Source organism: Pseudorhodoplanes sp. (genome assembly GCF_046289595.1).
In the GTDB taxonomy this organism is placed as follows: Bacteria; Pseudomonadota; Alphaproteobacteria; order Rhizobiales; family Xanthobacteraceae; genus Pseudorhodoplanes.
This window is the reverse complement of the sequence record NZ_JBKBVB010000006.1, coordinates 16,851-34,742: the sequence shown is the minus strand read 5'-3', so window position 1 is coordinate 34,742 and position 17,892 is coordinate 16,851. Positions and strand designations below refer to the sequence as shown.

The 17,892-nt window shown below is 64.6% G+C and carries 16 protein-coding genes; 5 read left to right on the top strand and 11 right to left on the bottom strand.

Annotation, left to right across the window (positions count from 1 at the left end; genetic code table 11):
* Nucleotides 1–38: 38 nt before the first annotated feature.
* Entirely contained in the window at nucleotides 39–923 is an 885-nt protein-coding gene (gene mazG, locus ACK41X_RS03015; RefSeq protein WP_409719127.1) for a nucleoside triphosphate pyrophosphohydrolase, read from the top strand.
* On the opposite strand, the gene hflX is transcribed toward mazG, so the two are convergent.
* The 8 genes from hflX to dusB all read right to left on the bottom strand — a co-directional run bounded on the left by hflX (nucleotide 881) and on the right by dusB (nucleotide 11,011).
* The gene (gene hflX / locus ACK41X_RS03010; protein ID WP_409719125.1) at nucleotides 881–2,251 is read right to left on the bottom strand and encodes a GTPase HflX; all 1,371 of its coding nucleotides are present in this window, start codon (nucleotides 2,249–2,251) and stop codon (nucleotides 881–883) included. The genes mazG and hflX overlap by 43 nt on opposite strands.
* Nucleotides 2,252–2,509, bottom strand: coding sequence for an RNA chaperone Hfq (gene hfq / locus ACK41X_RS03005; protein ID WP_409719123.1), 258 nt, complete (start codon nucleotides 2,507–2,509; stop codon nucleotides 2,252–2,254). It lies immediately after the preceding gene.
* Between the two features lie 177 nt (nucleotides 2,510–2,686).
* The gene (locus ACK41X_RS03000) at nucleotides 2,687–3,544 is read right to left on the bottom strand and encodes a D-amino-acid transaminase (protein ID WP_409719121.1); all 858 of its coding nucleotides are present in this window, start codon (nucleotides 3,542–3,544) and stop codon (nucleotides 2,687–2,689) included.
* A 47-nt stretch (nucleotides 3,545–3,591) separates the two neighbouring features.
* A complete protein-coding gene (locus ACK41X_RS02995; RefSeq protein WP_409719119.1) occupies nucleotides 3,592–4,962 on the bottom strand; it encodes a sigma-54-dependent transcriptional regulator in 1,371 nt (456 codons plus the stop codon).
* On the bottom strand, nucleotides 4,959–7,229 hold the full coding sequence (locus ACK41X_RS02990) for an ATP-binding protein (RefSeq protein ID WP_409719117.1): 2,271 nt from the start codon (nucleotides 7,227–7,229) through the stop codon (nucleotides 4,959–4,961). Before ACK41X_RS02990 ends, ACK41X_RS02995 begins: the two co-directional genes overlap by 4 nt.
* 113 nt (nucleotides 7,230–7,342) lie before the next feature.
* Nucleotides 7,343–8,785, bottom strand: a complete 1,443-nt coding sequence (ntrC, locus tag ACK41X_RS02985; protein WP_409719115.1) for a nitrogen regulation protein NR(I) — start codon at nucleotides 8,783–8,785, stop codon at nucleotides 7,343–7,345.
* Nucleotides 8,786–8,804: 19 nt separating this feature from the next.
* The gene (locus ACK41X_RS02980) at nucleotides 8,805–9,959 is read right to left on the bottom strand and encodes a two-component system sensor histidine kinase NtrB (protein WP_409719113.1); all 1,155 of its coding nucleotides are present in this window, start codon (nucleotides 9,957–9,959) and stop codon (nucleotides 8,805–8,807) included.
* Nucleotides 9,956–11,011 (bottom strand): tRNA dihydrouridine synthase DusB, encoded by a 1,056-nt coding sequence (gene dusB, locus ACK41X_RS02975; RefSeq protein WP_409719111.1) that lies wholly within the window; start codon nucleotides 11,009–11,011, stop codon nucleotides 9,956–9,958. The genes ACK41X_RS02980 and dusB overlap by 4 nt, the downstream gene beginning before the upstream one ends.
* Nucleotides 11,012–11,160: 149 nt before the next feature.
* On the opposite strand from dusB, the gene ACK41X_RS02970 reads away from it, so the two are divergent.
* Together ACK41X_RS02970 and ACK41X_RS02965 are read left to right on the top strand one after the other, a co-directional pair.
* Complete coding sequence (locus ACK41X_RS02970; RefSeq protein ID WP_409719109.1) at nucleotides 11,161–12,333, top strand: bifunctional 2-C-methyl-D-erythritol 4-phosphate cytidylyltransferase/2-C-methyl-D-erythritol 2,4-cyclodiphosphate synthase; 1,173 nt, start codon at nucleotides 11,161–11,163, stop codon at nucleotides 12,331–12,333.
* 9 nt (nucleotides 12,334–12,342) lie between these two features.
* On the top strand, nucleotides 12,343–12,852 hold the full coding sequence (locus ACK41X_RS02965) for a CinA family protein (protein WP_409719107.1): 510 nt from the start codon (nucleotides 12,343–12,345) through the stop codon (nucleotides 12,850–12,852).
* A gap of 25 nt (nucleotides 12,853–12,877) precedes the next feature.
* Here the strand turns inward: ACK41X_RS02965 and ACK41X_RS02960 are convergent, their stop codons facing one another.
* Together ACK41X_RS02960 and lipA are read right to left on the bottom strand one after the other, a co-directional pair.
* The gene (locus ACK41X_RS02960; RefSeq protein WP_409719105.1) at nucleotides 12,878–13,339 is read right to left on the bottom strand and encodes a type II toxin-antitoxin system RatA family toxin; all 462 of its coding nucleotides are present in this window, start codon (nucleotides 13,337–13,339) and stop codon (nucleotides 12,878–12,880) included.
* Nucleotides 13,340–13,345: 6 nt separating this feature from the next.
* Nucleotides 13,346–14,296 carry a lipoyl synthase gene (gene lipA / locus ACK41X_RS02955; protein WP_409719104.1) on the bottom strand — a complete coding sequence of 317 codons (951 nt, stop codon included), beginning with the start codon at nucleotides 14,294–14,296 and terminating at the stop codon, nucleotides 13,346–13,348.
* Nucleotides 14,297–14,411: 115 nt separating this feature from the next.
* Here lipA and ACK41X_RS02950 point away from each other — a divergent pair, with 115 nt between their 5' ends.
* Nucleotides 14,412–15,878, top strand: a complete 1,467-nt coding sequence (locus tag ACK41X_RS02950) for a hypothetical protein (protein WP_409719102.1) — start codon at nucleotides 14,412–14,414, stop codon at nucleotides 15,876–15,878.
* A gap of 184 nt (nucleotides 15,879–16,062) precedes the next feature.
* Nucleotides 16,063–16,386, top strand: a complete 324-nt coding sequence (locus ACK41X_RS02945) for a hypothetical protein (protein WP_409719100.1) — start codon at nucleotides 16,063–16,065, stop codon at nucleotides 16,384–16,386.
* Nucleotides 16,387–16,420: 34 nt separating this feature from the next.
* On the opposite strand, the gene lpdA is transcribed toward ACK41X_RS02945, so the two are convergent.
* Nucleotides 16,421–17,842 (bottom strand): dihydrolipoyl dehydrogenase, encoded by a 1,422-nt coding sequence (gene lpdA / locus ACK41X_RS02940; RefSeq protein ID WP_409719098.1) that lies wholly within the window; start codon nucleotides 17,840–17,842, stop codon nucleotides 16,421–16,423.
* Nucleotides 17,843–17,892: the final 50 nt, after the last annotated feature.

Sequence of the window (17,892 nt, the reverse complement as noted above, 5' to 3'; positions counted from 1 at the left end):
CTTGTGCCGGAGCGCACCGCCTTGCCACATCGCAGGCCATGACCGCGCCCCTCAAGCCCTCCCGCGATATCGCCCGCCTGATCGAGATCATGGCTGCGCTCCGGACGCCGCAGACCGGTTGCCCGTGGGATCTGAAACAGGATTTCGCGAGCATCGCGCCATACACCATCGAGGAAGCGCACGAGGTTGCCGACGCCATCGCGCGCGGCGACCTCGACGACCTCAAGGACGAACTCGGCGATCTCCTGCTGCAGGTCGTCTTCCATGCGCGCATGGCGCAGGAGCAAGGCGCCTTCGCATTTGACGACGTGGTCCTGGCAATCAACGAGAAGCTGATCCGGCGTCATCCGCATGTCTTCGGGGACACCGCGCGCCTGACGCCGGATGAGGTCAAGGGGCTCTGGGACCGCATCAAGACCGAAGAGAAGGCCGAGCGCCTTCGGCGGCGCGGCCCGGATCGGCACCGGCACGAGGAGGCGGGCGCCCTCGCCGGCATTCCGTCCGGTCTGCCGCCGCTGATGCGCGCCCTCAAGTTGCAGCAGAAAGCCTCCAGAGTTGGGTTCGACTGGAACGACCCCAAGGCCGTGCTGGCGAAGATCCGCGAGGAAGCCGACGAGATCGAAGCGGCGCTGGACCATGGCGATCGCGACGCCGCGTCCGACGAGATCGGCGATCTGTTCTTTGCGCTGGTCAATCTGGCGCGGCATCTCGACCTCGATCCGGATGCGGCCTTGCGCGGCACCAATATCAAATTCGAGCGCAGATTTGCTGCGATCGAGGCTGCCCTCGCCCGCATCGGCAAGACGCCTGCGGACGCGACGCTCGCCGAAATGGATGCGCTGTGGGACGAGGCCAAGGCGGCCGAGCGCGCGGAGCTCGGTCAGGAGACGGGTTCGGCGCCGGGGAAACGCGCCCGGACCTGAGGCGCCTTGGCCGGGTCGGCGCGCACGACAATGGCGAGCCTGCCGTCGTCGCGCAGTGATTTTCCAATCACCTCGGTGTTGCGGTGAAGCCAGGACAGGCCGGCGCCGTCGGAGCCCTCGAGCACCAGCTCCATGGCGATGCGCGACTCCGCCAGCCGGTCCTCGATGGCAGCCAGCAGCCGGTCGACGCCCTCGCCCGTGAGCGCGGAAACCAGCACGGGATGATGGTCCGGCGCGGTCCGCGCTGCGGCATTCTCGACGCGCAGGCGCGCCTCGGGATCGAGCGCATCGACCTTGTTCCAGACCTCGATGACCCGGTTCCGTCTTGCCTCGTCGATACCGAGCGCCTTCAGCACGTCCTCGACATCCTGCATCTGCGCTTCGGTATCGTCATGGGCGATGTCGCGCACATGCAAGATCACGTCAGCTTGCGTCACCTCTTCCAGCGTCGCCCGAAACGCCGCAACCAGCATGGTCGGCAGATCGGAGATAAAGCCCACCGTGTCCGACAGGATCACCCGCGTGCCGTGCGGCAGGTCGATGGCGCGCAAGGTCGGGTCGAGCGTTGCGAACAGCATGTCGGCCTCGAGCACCTTGGCCCGCGTCATGCGGTTGAACAGCGTCGACTTGCCGGCATTGGTGTAGCCGACCAAGGCCGCGACCGGGAACGGCACCCGCGCCCTGCCCGCACGGTGCAGCTTGCGCCGCTTCTTGACCTTTTCCAGTTCGGCCTCGATGCGCGCGATGCGCTCCTCGATGACACGGCGGTCGGCCTCGATCTGGGTCTCGCCCGGTCCGCCGAGAAAGCCGAAGCCGCCGCGCTGGCGTTCAAGATGGGTCCAGGAGCGGACCAGGCGGCTTTTCTGGTAGGTGAGATGCGCAAGCTCGACCTGGAGCACGCCTTCTTTCGTCTGCGCCCGCTTGCCGAAAATCTCCAGGATCAGACCGGTGCGATCCAGCACCTTGGCGCCCCATTCCTTTTCCAGATTGCGCTGCTGCACCGGTGACAGCGCGCAATCCATCACCACCAGGCCGATCTCCTTGGCCTTGATGACGCCGGCAAGTTCTTCGACCTTGCCTTTGCCGATATAGGTTGCCGGCCGGACGTCGGAGAGCAGCACGATCCCGGTCTCCACCACATCGAGATCAATGGCGAGAGCGAGACCGGCGGCTTCAGCGAGCCTTGCCTCAGGCGAGCGAACGGTGCCAGCGCCGCCTGGCTTGGTGTGGCGCAGATAGGGGCCGACCACCAGCGCGCGGCCGGTCGAGGCAACGGGCCCGCCGGGGTTCCGGCGGCTGCGAACGGCGTCTCGGCGGCGCGGCTCCAATTAGCCTTTTTCTCCGGCGCCGTCCTCGGCACCCTCGAAGAGCTGGATCGGGTGCCCCGGCATGATGGTGGAAATCGCGTGTTTGTAGACAAGCTGCGAATGCCCGTCCCGCCGCAGCAAGACACAGAAATTGTCAAACCACGTCACGACGCCCTGCAGCTTCACCCCATTCACCAGGAAGATCGTGAGCGGGATTTTGGCCTTGCGGACGTGATTGAGAAACGTGTCCTGGAGGTTTTGTGTTCGTTCGGCAGCCATCGCCGTTCGTTCCATTTTCTTGCCCGCGGACCCCTGACCCGTGGGACGTTATTGCCAAGTCTCATCGTCCCTCGTTCGTGTCACCCACGAGGACTTGGGGCAGCGTATTAGATGGCACGGCCGGACCCTGTGCAAGCCCAACATCCCGCCCTTTATCTCCCCCAAAGGGACAAATCGTCACGATTCTTCGGCAAAGCGGTGGAAATCGGCGCGCAATGCGGTCGCGATCAGACCGGGCGCTCCATTGCCGACCGCGCGGCCGTCGATTCGGACCACCGGCATGACGGTCTGACTGGCCGAGGTGATGAAGGCCTCCCGCGCCGCCATTGCCTCTGCGACGGTGAAGGACCGCTCGACCAGGGTCAGGTCGTGCGCCCGCAGGACGTCGAGCAGGACGGTCCGGGTGATGCCCCGCAGGATGCTGTGGTCGGCCGGCCGGGTCACCACCTCATTGTCCGCCGTCACGATCCAGGCATTGGAGGACGCGCCCTCCGTCACCGTGCCGTCGGCGGCCACGAACCAGGCCTCCCGCGCCCCCTGCTCGCGCGCCGCTTGCTTGGCCAGCACGTTCGGCAACAATGCGATCGACTTGATGTCGACACGCTCCCAGCGGTTGTCGGGCACCGTGATGACGGCGATGCCGCCGGTTGCGAACGCTTCGGTCCTGGCCGGATCGATCCGGCTCGCCGTCACCACCAGCGCGGGGCGCGTCCCGGCCGGGGGAAAGGGATGATCGCGCTTCGCCACGCCGCGGGTGATCTGAAGATAGACGATGCCGTTGCGCACAGCATTGCGCCGCACCACTTCATGGAGGACCACATCGAGCGCGCGCAGCGGCATCGGCATTGCGATCCGCAATTCGGACAGCGAGCGCTGAAGACGTTCCATGTGGCGGCGCTGATCGATCAGCCGGCCCGCCCTCACCTCGCAGACCTCATAGACGCCATCGGCAAACTGATAGCCGCGATCCTCAACGTGAACGGCGGCGGCACGATGCGGCAGGTAGCGTCCGTTCACATAAGCGATGCGCGGCACAGCGGATCCTTGGAAAGCGCGGGCATGCGACAAGCGGCGCGGCGATTTTAGCCGATTCCCAGCGCCTTCAGCTTGCGGTGCAGCGCGGACCGTTCCATGCCGACGAATTCGGCGGTGCGCGAGATATTGCCGCCGAACCGGCTGATCTGCGCCACCAGATATTCACGCTCGAACATTTCCCGGGCCTCGCGCAGCGGCAGGCTCATGAGCTGCTCGCCGCCATTGCCGTTCGGCATCGACGGCACCATCGAGCCGACATCCTGCGGCAGCATATTGGCGCTGATGACCGCATTGGGATCGCCGCCCGCCAGGATCATCAGCCGTTCGACATTGTTGCGCAGCTGGCGCACATTGCCCGGCCAGTCATGGGTCTGCAGAACCGCCATGGCGTCGTCGCCGATGGTGCGTTTGGGCAGGCCGGTCGCGGTCGAAATCTGGTCCATGAAATAGTCGACCAGCAGCGGAACGTCCTCGCGCCGTTCGGCGAGCGGCGGCACCCGGATCGGCACGACCGACAGGCGGTGATAGAGATCCTCGCGAAAATGCCCCGCGGCAATCTCGGCTTCGAGGTTGCGCGCCGTCGACGAGATGATGCGCACATCGACAGCGACTTTGCTGCTGCCGCCGACCCGGTGGAAGGTCTGGTCGACAAGCACGCGCAGGATCTTGTTCTGGGTCTCGCGCGGCATGTCGGCGATTTCGTCGATGAACAGCGTGCCGCCATGGGCCTCTTCCAGGGCGCCGGCCTTGCGGCTCTGGCCGCCATTGCTCTGCTCGACCCCGAACAGCTCGATCTCCATCGATTCCGGGGTGATCGCGGCGGCATTGATGACGACAAAGGGGCCGTTGGCGCGGCTCGACAGATTGTGGATCGTGCGTGCGCACAATTCCTTGCCCGACCCCGAGGTGCCGATGATCATGATCCGGCTGTTGGTGGGGGCAACCTTCTCGATGGTCTGGCGCAGCTGGTTCATGGCGGGCGATTTTCCGATCAGCGCCGAGGGCACCGGGGAGATCGCCTTGAGCTCCTTGACCTCGCGCTTGAGCCTGGAATTTTCCAGCGCGCGGTCGGCGACCAGCACCAGCCGGTCGGCCTTGAACGGCTTCTCGATAAAGTCATAGGCGCCGCGTTTGATCGCGGCGACCGCCGTCTCGATGTTGCCGTGGCCGGAAATCATCACCACCGGCAGATCGGGATATTGCTCTTTGGCGGCGTCGAGCAATTGCAGGCCGTCGAGTTTGGAGCCCTGCAACCAGATGTCGAGAAACAAAAGGTTGGGCCGCCGGGTTCTGATCGCATCGAGCGCAGTGTCGCCGTCGCGCGCGGTGCGCGTCGCGTAGCCTTCGTCCTGGAGAATGCCCGAGACCAGTTCGCAGATATCGGGCTCGTCGTCGACAATCAGTATTTCGGCGCTCATGGTGCTACGCTGCTCGCAAGTCTCGATTTGTCTTCCGCATTTGCAGGGGTGCTGGCGGGTTGCGGCGGATTGACGGCAAAGCGCAGCCTTATCCACGCGCCTCTGCGGTCCGGCTCCCGCTCCGATGCATCATGCAGTTCGATGCCGCCACCGTGATCTTCCAGGATTTTTCCGACGATCGCGAGCCCGAGGCCGGTGCCCTTCTCGCGTGTGGTCACATACGGTTCGAGCAGGCGCGAGCGATATTCTTTCGGCAGACCAATGCCGTTATCGATGACATCGATATGAATCTGGTCGCCGTCGCGCACCGCGATGACCTCGATGCGGCCCTTTTCCGAGCCCTCCGGAAGCGCGGAAATCGCCTCCGTGCCGTTCTTGATGATGTTGGTGAGGGCCTGCGACACCAGGCGGCGGTCGAACCGCGCCGGCATCGGGTCTTGCGAAATCGACAAGTCGATGTCGATGTCGGGATGACCGACGCGCATCAGGAACACGGCCTGCCGCACGGTGTCGGCGACGTCCTCCTGCTCCATGACCGGCTTGGGCATGCGCGCAAAGCGCGAGAACTCGTCGACCATGCGCCGGATGTCGTCGACCTGCCGCACGATGGTATCGGTGCATTGCTCGAAGATCGCGCGATCCTCGGTGATGACCTTGCCGTATTTGCGGCGCAGCCGCTCGGCCGACAGTTGAATGGGCGTCAGCGGATTCTTGATTTCATGGGCGATCCGGCGCGCCACATCGGCCCAGGCGGATGTGCGCTGCGCCGTCACCAGTTCGGTGATGTCGTCGAGCGTGACGACATAGCCATGTTCGGCATCGGCGGATTGTTCGAACGCGACCCGCACCGACAGGATCCGCTCCCTGCCCTTGCGGGCGAGCGTGACCTGACCATGCGCCAGACGCTGGCCATTCTCGATCGCCTGCTGGACCAGTTCGTTCAGTTCGGGGACCATGTCGAGGAGCGGCCGGCCGTTGACCTCGGACGCCGGGGCGCCGATCAGCTGTTCCGCCGACCGGTTCATGATGCTGATCTTCCCGTCCTGGTCGACGCCGATAATTCCGGCGCTCGCACCGGCGAGCACGGCTTCGGAGAAGCGCCGGCGGCTGTCGACGAGGTCGCGTGCGCGCACCAGGTCGTCGCGCTGCGTGCGCAGGTCGTGGGTCATCCGGTTGAAGGTTTCGCCGAGCTGGCCGAGATCGCCCTCGGACCGGCTGACCGGAACCTGAACATGCAGATTGCCGGTCGCAACCACATTGGCCGCGCCGATCAGCCGGTTTATCTGCGCCACCAGCCGATTGGCGAAATTCAGTCCGATCAGCACTGCGGACAACAGCACGATCAGCGCGATCACCGTGTACATCAGCCCAAAGGCAACGGTGACGCCGGCGCGCCGCGCTTCCATCAACGCATAATCCGAGACGCTCGCGCGGGTTTCGCGCAGATGCGCGACCACCCGCGGATCGAGCGGACGCACGACATAAAGGTAGAGCGTGTCGTAGTTGCGCAGCTTGATGATGCTGGCGACGTAATTGGCGTCGGGAATGATTGCGATCTGCGGCTGGGTCTCGTTGATGGTCTTCAGGATTTCCCTGCTGGGGATCGCGAAGTCCTGGGTGGTGCGCAGACTGGTGCGCTCGACCACTTCGAGATCGCCGTTGATGATCACCGCCACCTGAAGGCCGCGGATCGTCGCCTGCGCCGTCAGGAATTGACGGAAGCGCTCGCGTTCGGAATCGAACAGCGGCTTTGCCCGGGTGACGTCCTGCGCCATGGCGAGGATGTCGCCGCGGATCATCTGGGAATGTTCGCTCAGATAGGCTTCGGCCACCAGCAGCGAGTTTTCGATGATTGCTTTGGTGCGGCTCGAAAAAAACCGGTCGAGGCCGCGATCGAGGGTGATGGTCGCGACGGTCGCGACCAAAATCGTGGGGACCGCCGCGATGATGGCGAACAGTCCGACGATCCTGACATGCAGCCGCGCCCCGGCGCGGCCATGCCGGCGCGCCTGAACGATCTGGACGATCTCCCGCGCAATCACCGCAACCAGGATCAGCGCCGCAAGCGCGTTGATGCCCAGCAGGCTGACGACGACATTATGCGTGGGCGGAAGCGGAGTCAGTCCGGACAGCACCAGGAAGGTGGCGAGCGCGGACAAAAGCGCAGCGCCCACGGCCACGAGACCGATCCAGCGCCACGGAAAACGCCGCGCGGTCGTGGCGACAACCGGCTTATCCAATGGCAACGATTGGTCTGCGCTAGCCATCGCCCCCCATTCGTTGCGATTTTTGCGTGAATGAGCCGTACCGGCCCGCAATGATGTAATTCTACAACATTGTTGCGCAATTGCGACTAATCCGCGGCGGGGCGGCCGTCAATTCAACTGGTTGTGCGGATAACTTGAATATCGAGATCCCGGATTTTCTTGCGCAGGGTGTTGCGATTGACGCCGAGCAGGTCGGCCGCCCGGATCTGGTTGCCGCGCGTGGCGGCCAGGGCGGCGGTGAGCAGCGGATATTCAACCTCCCGCAGGATGCGGTGATAAAGCCCGGGCGGCGGAAGACCATCCGGAAACCCGGCAAAGTAACGCGCGAGATTGCGCTCGACCGCCGCCGATAGCGTGTCGGGCGCCGCCGAATCCAGATCCGGTGCGATGGCGGGCTGGGTCAGTTCGGATTCGATCACCGCAAGCGAGATCACCTCGTGCGGGTACAGAGCGGCAAGACGGCGCGCGAGATTCTCCAGTTCGCGCACATTGCCCGGCCAGGGATATTTCTTCAGCCGTTCGAGGGCGGCCTGGTCGATCTGTTTGCTCGGCAGGCCTTCACGTTCGGCCAGTGCGAGAAAATGCCGGATCAGGTCGGGCACGTCCTCTGCGCGCTCCCGCAGCGGCGGCAGACGCAACGGTACGACATTAAGCCGGAAGAACAGGTCTTCCCGGAACAGGCCCTGCTGGATCAGGATCCGCAAATCCTTGTTGGTGGCCGCGACGATGCGCACATCGGTCTTGATCGGGGTGCGGCCGCCGACCGTCGTGTATTCGCCTTGCTGCAACACGCGAAGAAGCCGCGTCTGCGCTTCCATCGGCATGTCGCCGATCTCGTCGAGGAACAGCGTGCCGCCTTCCGCCTGTTCGAAGCGCCCGGACGACCGCGTGTTGGCGCCGGTGAAGGCCCCCTTCTCGTGGCCGAACAATTCGGATTCGATCAGATCGCGCGGGATTGCGGCCATGTTGATGGCCACAAACGGACCGCCGCGGCGCTTGCCGTAATCGTGCAGCGCGCGCGCCACCAGTTCCTTGCCGGTCCCGGATTCGCCGGTGATCATCACGGTCAGGTCGGTCTGCATCAGCCGCGCCAGCAGCCGGTAGATTTCCTGCATGGCCGGCGAACGGCCGACCAGCGGGATCGAGGAATCGATTTCTTCCGGCTTGCCGGCGCTGCGCGGCCGGTCTTTCGGCTCGGACAAGGCGCGGCCGACGATGCCGATCAGTTCCTTCAGATCGAACGGCTTCGGCAGATATTCATAGGCGCCCCGTTCCGAGGCCCGGATCGCGGTCATGAACGTGTTTTGCGCGCTCATGACGATGATCGGAAGTTCCGGCCGCAGCTTCTTGATCCGCGGGATCAATTCAAAGGCGTTTTCGTCGGGCATCACCACGTCGGTGATGACGAGGTCGCCCTCGCCCTGGCTCACCCAGCGCCACAGTGTTGCGGCATTGCTGGTGGAGCGGACCTCGTAGCCGGCGCGGGACAGCGCCTGGTTGAGAACGGTCCGGATTGCGGCGTCGTCGTCCGCGACAAGAATGTTTCCCGCAGGCATCTGCATCAGCCTCGGCCAATCATTGCGCGTGTGTTGCGGCACCATCCGGGTCTGCGGACGGAACCGGGCCGGAACCGTTTCCGGCATACATCGGCATCAGGACCCGGAAAACGGTGTGCCGGGATTGGGATTCGCATTCGATTATGCCGCCATGGTCGCCAACGATCTTGGCCACCAATGCAAGACCGAGGCCAGATCCGGACGCCTTGGTCGTCACGAACGGATCGAACAGGTGCGGCAAGAGATCGGCCGGCACGCCTGGTCCGTTGTCCTTGATGCAAAACTCCATCGGCAGGGAGACCCGCGAGCGGCTTCCCGGCAGCGTCAGGCGCACGCCCGGCCGGAACGCGGTCGTCATATGGATTTCGCCGTCGATCGCGGTCTCTCCGATGGACTCGGCGGCGTTTTTGACAAGGTTCAGAAAAACCTGGATCAGCTGATCGCGGTTGGCCAGCACCGGCGGCAAGGACGGGTCATATTCCTCAACGAAGCGGATATGCCGGGCAAAACCCGATTGTGCGAGCCGTTTCACGTGCTCAAGCACGGAATGAATGTTGACCGGCGAACGCTCGATCGGCCGTTCGTCCGCAAACACCTCCATGCGATCGACCAGCTTCACGATGCGGTCGGCCTCGTCGCAGATCAGCCGCGTCAGGGTCCGGTCCTCGTCGGCGGCGGACTGCTCCAGCAATTGCGCCGCGCCGCGAATGCCGGACAGCGGATTCTTGATCTCATGTGCGAGCATTGATGCGAGCGCACTGACCGAGCGGGCTGCGCCCCGGTGCGTAAGCTGACGGTCCATCTTGTCGGCAATGGTGCGCTCCTGGAGCATCACCACGACATGACCGTCTTGTTCCGGCAGCGGCGCGACATGCAGATCGACGACGTGCTCACCGGGATTGCGCGGCGTCGACAGGTCGACCCGGTATTCGTTGACGGCACCGCCGCGCTCGCGAACCTGTTCGATCAGGGCCAGCAGCGGGCTGCCGAACGGAACGAGCTCCTGGAGCACATGGCGCTTGAGCAATGGCACCGAAACTTCGAAGAAACTCTCGGCGGCGACGTTGGCATCGACGATCTTGCCATCGGGAGCGATCACGATCACCGGGAGCGGCAGCGCATTCACGATGGCGTCGGGCAGTCGCGGGACCAGATTTCCTGCGGTGATGTTCATGCGGCGACCTTTAATCCCTCCGCGCGTCCGGCCTGGGCGGCAGAAGTTTCAAACGCATCGAACGCCAGAGCCAGGAGGCATTGCGTGTCCTGCGGCGTTTCGGCGGTCAGCACCTGCGTGCGCCACGCCTTGACGAAATCCGGCGCTGCACCCGCGCTTTCGCCAGCGACGTCGATGGCCGCGGCCAGATGCTTGCGGGCATGACGCCGGCCAATCTCGACACCGTGATGCAAGACCATCTCTTCGTAGAGCGTGCGCGCGATCCGGTATTGTTCATTGAGGGACGGATCGCCGCATACGGTTCCGCCGGCAAGATGACGCGCAATCTGGCCCGGCAGCCATGGCCGTCCAAGCGCCGCGCGCCCCACCATCACCGCATCCGCACCCGATTGTGCGAGCGCCTCGCGCGCGTCGGCGCAACCGGTCACGTCGCCATTGACCACGACCGGAATCGAGACGGTTTCCTTGACCGCGCGCACCGCGCCCCAGTCGGCTTTACCCTTGTAGAACTGGTTGCGGGTGCGGCCATGCACGGTGACAAGCGCGACACCGGCGGCCTCGGCGCGGCGCGCCAGTTCGGGTGCGTTGATGCAGTCGAAATCCCAGCCCAGCCGCATCTTCAGCGTCACCGGCACCGAGACCGCGCCGACCGTCGCCTCAATCAGCGTCATCGCGTGATCGAGATCGCGCATCAGCGCCGATCCGGATTGCCCATTGGTCACGTGCTTGGCCGGGCAGCCCATATTGATGTCGATGATCGCGGCGCCGGCGTCCTCCGCGATCCGGGCGCCTTCCGCCATCCATCGCGCCTCGCAGCCGGCGATCTGGATCGCGTGGATGGCAACCCCCCTTCCATCGGCGCGCAGCCGGGCGTCGCGCTTGCCCTCGGCGAGCTTGGACGTCGCGACCATCTCGGATACGACTAGGCCAGCTCCGAGACGTTCGACGAGACGGCGGAATGGCGTATCGGTCACGCCCGACATCGGCGCCAGCACCACCGGGTTCGGCAAGCGCTTCGCGCCGACCGCAATGCCTTGAGGGGTGCCGTTCATCGTTGCAGGATTTGCACAAAAATTAGGCGTCATTGCCTATGCTCAGAGGTTAGCCAAAAACCACTATGACACAAGTGCTGCAGTGCAAAAAGGGGTCATTTTATGTGCATGGCTCAGCGCCATCCGTGCATCGGTAGTTGGATACTCTCATGCCCGAATCCAGCGCTGGCATAATCGTCGCCGCAGGCCGCGGCCGCCGCAGCGGCGACGGTATCCCCAAACAATATCGACCTTTGGCAGGCCAATCGGCGCTAAGACGCAGCATTGCGCGTCTGGCTGCCAGCGGGATTCCGATCCTGCAGGTCGTTATCCATCCCGACGACCGCGATCTCTACGATGAGGCGACGCGAGGCTTCGATCGTCTGCTTCCGCCCGTCGCCGGCGGAGAAACCCGCCAGACCTCCGTCCTTGCCGGGCTGAAGGCCCTCGAGTCGCACCGGCCGCAAGTCGTGCTGGTGCACGACGCCGCCCGGCCTTTCGCCTCCCCCGCACTGATTGCGCGGGCGCAGCAGGCGGCGAAGGCGACCGGCGCTGCGATCCCTGCTCTCCGGGTCATCGATACCGTCAAGACCGTGGACGCCACCGGGCGCATCGTCGGCACCGCCGACCGCGATCGCTTGCGGATCGTGCAGACCCCGCAGGCTTTCGCCTTCGCGTCGCTGCTCGACGCGCACCGGCGCGCCGAGGCTGCCGGCCGGACCGATTTCACCGACGATGCCGCGCTGCTCGAATGGGCCGGACGTCCGGTCTCAACCTTCGAGGGCGAAGCCGGCAATATCAAGCTGACCACGCCCGAGGATTTCATGCGCGCCGAGACCATGCTGCGGCAGGAGCTTTCCGACATCCGCACCGGCATGGGCTTCGACGTCCATGCCTTCGGGCCCGGCGACCATGTCACGCTCGGCGGCGTCCGCATCCCGCACGACAAGGGACTGTCCGGCCATTCGGATGCCGACGTGGTGCTGCACGCGGCCGTGGATGCAATCCTTGGCGCGCTGGCCGACGGCGACATCGGCGCGCATTTTCCGCCGAGCGATCCGCAATGGAAAGGCGCGACCTCCGACCGGTTTCTGAAGTTTGCCGTCGACCGGCTTGCCAAACGCGGCGGCGTGCTCGCCCATCTCGATGTCACGGTGGTGAGCGAGGCCCCGAAGATCGGCCCGCATCGCGACGCCATGCGTGCGCGCATCGCCGAGATTGCCGGGATCACCCCGGACCGCGTCGGGGTCAAGGCCACGACCAACGAGGCCATGGGCTTTATCGGCCGCCGCGAAGGCATGGTCGCCTATGTAACGGCGACGATCAGACTTCCCGCGGGTTGAGCGACGACCATGCTGGACGACGACATCGTGGATGCGGCAAGACGGCTGCTCGACATCTGCAGGCGCAAGAAGCTCACGCTTGCGACGGCGGAGAGCTGTACCGCCGGCCTTGTTGCCGGAACGCTGGCCGACGTGCCCGGTATTTCCGGGATGCTCGACCGCGGTTTCATCACCTATTCCAACCGGGCCAAACAGGACATGCTCGGCGTGTCGCCAGCGACGCTTGCGGCCCACGGTGCGGTGTCGCGCGAGACCGCCGAAGAAATGGCGCGCGGTGCGCTGGCACATGCGCCGGTCGACCTCACGGTCGCGGTAACGGGGATCGCCGGGCCGGACGGCGGCACGGCGGAAAAGCCGGTCGGGCTTGTGCATTTTGCCGCGGCGTCGCGGTCCGGCCAGTTCGTTCATGCCGAGAAGCACTTCGGCAATATCGGCCGCGCCGAGGTTCGGAAGCAATCGGTGCTGCAGGCGTTCCGCATGCTGCACGATCTCGCCGAGGGCGAGGCGCCGCGCCGTTAGCGGAGCGCACAAATGGATGTCCGGCTCACGCCGTCTTGCGCCCGTAAATGGCGTCGGCGCGGCGCTCGAAGGCAATCGCGAAACGGCGAAACGCGGTGTCGAACATCGCGCCCATCAGCATGCCGAGCATGCGGCTCTTGAACTCGTAGTCGATGAAGAATGTCACGTCGCAGAGCCTGTCCTGCACCGGGTGAAATTCCCAGCGGTTCTCCATCCGGCTGAACGGGCCGTCGAGATACTCGACGAGAATCTGCAAATTCGCATGGTCGAGCGTGGCGCGGCTGCGGAAGGTTTCGCGGATCAGCTTGTAGGCCACCGTCATGTCGGCGACGATGACCACGACGCCTTCGGCCTGCTCCTTGCGGCTGCGCAGCTTCATCGCCGAACAGAGCGGCACGAAGTCCGGATAGCGTTCGACATCGGCCACGAGGTCGAACATATCGGATGCGTTGTGGCGCACGCGGCGCGTGGTCGAGAATTCCGGCATCCGCGCTCAGGCTCGCGCCGCGCGGGCGGCCTTCAGGCGCGCGAAATCCTCGCCGGCATGATGCGAGGAGCGCGTCAGCGGCGAGGCCGAGACCATCAGAAATCCCTTGGCATAGGCGATGGCCTCATAGGACTTGAACTCGTCCGGCGGAATGAAACGCACGACCGGATGATGCTTGCGCGTCGGCTGCAGATACTGGCCGATGGTCAGGAAATCGACATCGGCGCTGCGCAGGTCGTCCATCAATTGCAGCACTTCGTTCCGCTCCTCGCCGAGGCCGACCATGATGCCGGACTTGGTGAAGATCGACGGGTCGAGCTCCTTCACCTGCTGCAGCAAGCGTATCGAATGGAAATAGCGCGCGCCGGGCCGCACGGTCAGATAGCGCGACGGCACGGTTTCCAGATTGTGATTGAAGACATCGGGCCGCGCCGCGACCACCTGTTCCAGCGCGCCGTCCTTGCGCAGGAAATCGGGCGTCAGGATTTCGATTGTGGTCGAGGGGCAGGCCTTGCGGATCGCTGCGATCGTCTGCGCGAAATGCCCGGCGCCGCCATCGGCAAGATCGTCCCGGTCGACCGAGGTGACCACGACATGCGCGAGGCCGAGCTTCGCCACGGCGAGCGCCACATGCTCGGGCTCGGCCGGATCGAGCGCGCCGGGCAGCCCGGTCTTGACGTTGCAGAAGGCGCAGGCCCGCGTGCAGGTGTCGCCCATGATCATAAAGGTCGCGTGCTTCTTCTCCCAGCACTCGCCGATATTCGGGCAGCCGGCCTCCTCGCAGACGGTGACGAGCTTGTTCTCGCGGACGATCGCGTGTGTCGCCGCATAGGCCTGCGAGACCGGCGCCTTCACCCGGATCCAGTCGGGTTTGCGCAGCACCGGGCTGTCGGGCCGGCTGGCCTTTTCCGGGTGCCGCGGCCTTGGCCGGGACAGGGTGTCGATAATGACCGTCACCGAAGCCTCGTGACTGAGCGCCGCCGGTCGCGGCAGGCACGCTCTACTTACGTTTTGCAACCATTCACCGCAAGGCGGCTAGCGTCGGGCCCAAAAGCCTCCGGGACCGACCTCCATGATCCGCGAAGACACCGTCCGCGAGCCCTTCACCAGGGCCCAATTCGTCCGATTCTTCTGGTGCGGCCCGCTCTACGTCACCCTCACCCTGCTGGTCTTCGAGGCGCTGCTGTCGGCGGCAACCACCTGGCTCGTCATCAAGGCCGGGCGCGATGTCGCCGCCGGAGGCGAAAACCTGGTCAACGACCTGATCTGGATCCTGATCGTACAATGCACGTCCTATGCGGCGGGCGCGGTGAGCTGGATTTATGCCGAGCGGGCCGGCATGCGCGCCTTCGGCCTCTATATGGCGAGATTTGCCCGCGACAACCGGCACCACCCGACGCTGCTCGCCGACCGCCACGCCCGCGAACAGGTGGAACCGTTTCTCACCAGCGAGACCTTCCACACCATCTACCGCCTGATGTACGAGGTCGAAGGCCAGCTCAAGGTGTTTCTGGCGCTGGTGTTCAACGCCATCGTGCTCGGCGCCGAGATCGACGGGCTTCTGCCGCTGGCGTACGGGACCATCTTCACCACGCTGGTGATCTTGCAAATCCTGGTGCGCAAGCGCGTCACCGAAATCTATCTCGACAGCCAGCGCTGGAACAACCGCGTGACCGCACATGGTTACACCGCCTGGGACAATGTGTTTTCCGGCAACAAATACAACCTTCACCTTTGGTTCAAGACGTTCAAGGAACGCGCGCGCGGCTGCCTGCGCGCTGCGATCATGGTGATCGTGGCGCGCGAGGGTCTGAGCGCGGCCGGGGCGATTTTCGGCCTCACCATCGTCTTCATCACGCTGGCCTATATCGCGTTCCGCGATGCCGGCAATGTCGCGCTGCTGATCGGGCTCGCCGCGACCCTGCCGCGCCAGATCGACATGACCAACGAAGTGCATCAGCTCGCCATCGACTTCAACGACGTGCTCGCGGCCTGGACCCGCGTCGGCGGCATCGCGGCCAATATGCGGCCCGATCCCGATCCCAATTTCAACCGGCGCATCAAGTTCGACCGTCTGACCTTGCGCGAGGGCGGCGAAGTGCAGACCGTGGAAACGGTCGACGATGCGATGCGCCTGGTGCTGGCCAGGCAGACCGGCCGCGTCAATGTGCGCGGCGGCAACGGTTCGGGCAAGTCGACCTTGCTCGCCGCGCTGAAAGCGCAGATCAGGAATCGTGCCTATTACTGGCCGACCACAGACCGCCTGGCCTTCCGGTTCGCCGCCAAGGAGCCGGACCCGGCCCTGGATGAGGACGAGGAGGCACCGAAGCGCCGCCGCCGCAAGGGCGGGTTCTCCTCCGGCGAGCGGCAGATCAAGTCGCTGCAGGAAATCGTCGCCCATACCGATGCGCCGATCTATCTGCTCGACGAATGGGACGCCAATCTCGACGGTCCGAACCGGGCTGCCGCCAATGCGCTGGTTGAAGAACTCGCGAGCCGCGCGCGCGTGATCGAAATATCCCACCGGGACGCGACGTGATTCGGATTCGGGCGCAGGCGTGACCGCACGTGCCAGCGTGCGTGACAGGAATGTGACAAGCAATATGACGCGGACACCTGCGTCAACGGTTAGCAAGACTGCCATGTTGCGCTGCACCAAATTCGATATTGCAATGCAAAAGGAGAGTCGCTATCTCCGCATCGGAATCCGCGAAGGCAGATCGATGAGCAAGAACAAGAATAGGCCCTGGCAAACCAAATATGGCGCGCGTCGCGTCCGCAACGAGGAGGCGACCGTCGAGGAAGCGATTGCCGCAGCCCAGGGGCTTTCGGACGATCGCGAGGAGCAGATTGAAATTGCGTCCGCACTGATGGGCGTGCCGCAGGATCAGGTTCGGGCGGCGTTGCTCAACCTCGCCCCTGTGCGCAAGGACGTGGGCCGCGCCGTCATCTCGACCGGTGCCGCTGCAAGACAGCGTGTGGTGGTGGTCGAAACCAAACGGCCGCGCCGGATCGCCACCGATCAGCGGGCTACGGGTCAGCGGTAACGCTGCGCGTGCGGGCGGACACGCACCGCCCCCATTACATGTTCAGAACGCGGCCATAAGCGTCGAGCACCGCTTCCTTCATTGTCTCCGACAAAGTCGGATGCGGGAAGATGGTGTGAAATAGCTCCTCTTCGGTGGTTTCGAGATTCATTGCCACCACGAAGCCCTGAATAAGCTCGGTGACTTCCGGTCCGACGAGATGCGCGCCGAGCAGCTGTCCGGTCTTCCTGTCGAAGATCACCTTGGCGAGGCCCTGATCCTCGCCGAGCGCCACCGCCTTGCCGTTGCCGACGAAGGGAAAGCGGCCGACCCGGATATCGAGCGTCTTGTCCTTCGCCGCCTGCTCGGTGAGCCCGACCGAAGCCACCTGCGGCGCGCAATAGGTGCAGCCGGGAATCATCATCTTGTCCATCGGATGCGGATGCAGGCCCTTGATGTTCTCCACGCAGATCACGCCCTCATGTTCGGCCTTGTGCGCCAGCATCGGCGGACCGGCGACGTCACCGATCGCGTAAATGCCCGGGACATTGGTTCGGCACAGGCCGTCGATCACGATGGTGCCGCGGTCGGTCTTCACGCCGAGCTTCTCCAGCCCGAGATTCTCGATATTGCCGACCACGCCGACCGCCGCGATCACCCGGTCGACCTCGATCCTCTGGGTCTTGCCGTTGCCGTCGTCGATGGTGGCGACCACGCTGTCGGCCTTCTTGTCGAGCTTCGTCACCTTGGCGCCGGACATGATCGTCATGCCCTGCTTCTCGAATTGCTTGCGCGCGAAGGCGGCGATCTCGGCATCCTCAACAGGCAGGATCTGCGGCAGCACCTCAACCACGGTCACCGCAGCGCCCATGGTGCGATAGAAGCTCGCGAATTCGATGCCGATCGCCCCCGAACCGACGACGAGGAGCGACTTCGGCATCCGGTCGGGGTTCATCGCCTCGAAATAGGTCCAGACCAGTTTCTTGTCCGGCTCCAGTCCCGGCAGCGTGCGCGGACGCGCGCCGGTCGCGACGATGATATGCTTGGCCTGATAGCTGCCCGGCCCGAGCGAGCCCTTCGGCCCGTCGACGGCGGATGCTTTCACGGTGACCTTGCCGGGCGCGTCGATGACGGCTTCGCCCCAGATCACCGAGACCTTGTTCTTCTTCATCAAAAAGCCGACGCCGGTATTCATGCGTCCAGCAACGCCGCGCGAGCGCTTGATCACCGCCGGCATGTCGAATGTCACGTTCTCGGCCGACAGCCCGTAATCCTTGGCATGCTGCATGGCATGGTAGATTTCGGCCGACCGCAGCAGTGCCTTGGTCGGAATGCAGCCCCAGTTCGAGCAGATGCCGCCGAGGAACGATCGCTCGACAATTGCGGTCTTGAAGCCGAGCTGCGCGGCACGGATCGCAGCAATATAGCCGCCGGGGCCCGAGCCGATGATGATGATGTCAAAGGAGGTGTCAGCCACGAATTTCTCCGTTTCCGCGAACGGCAGTTGTGGCGGCCGGATAGCAGGTT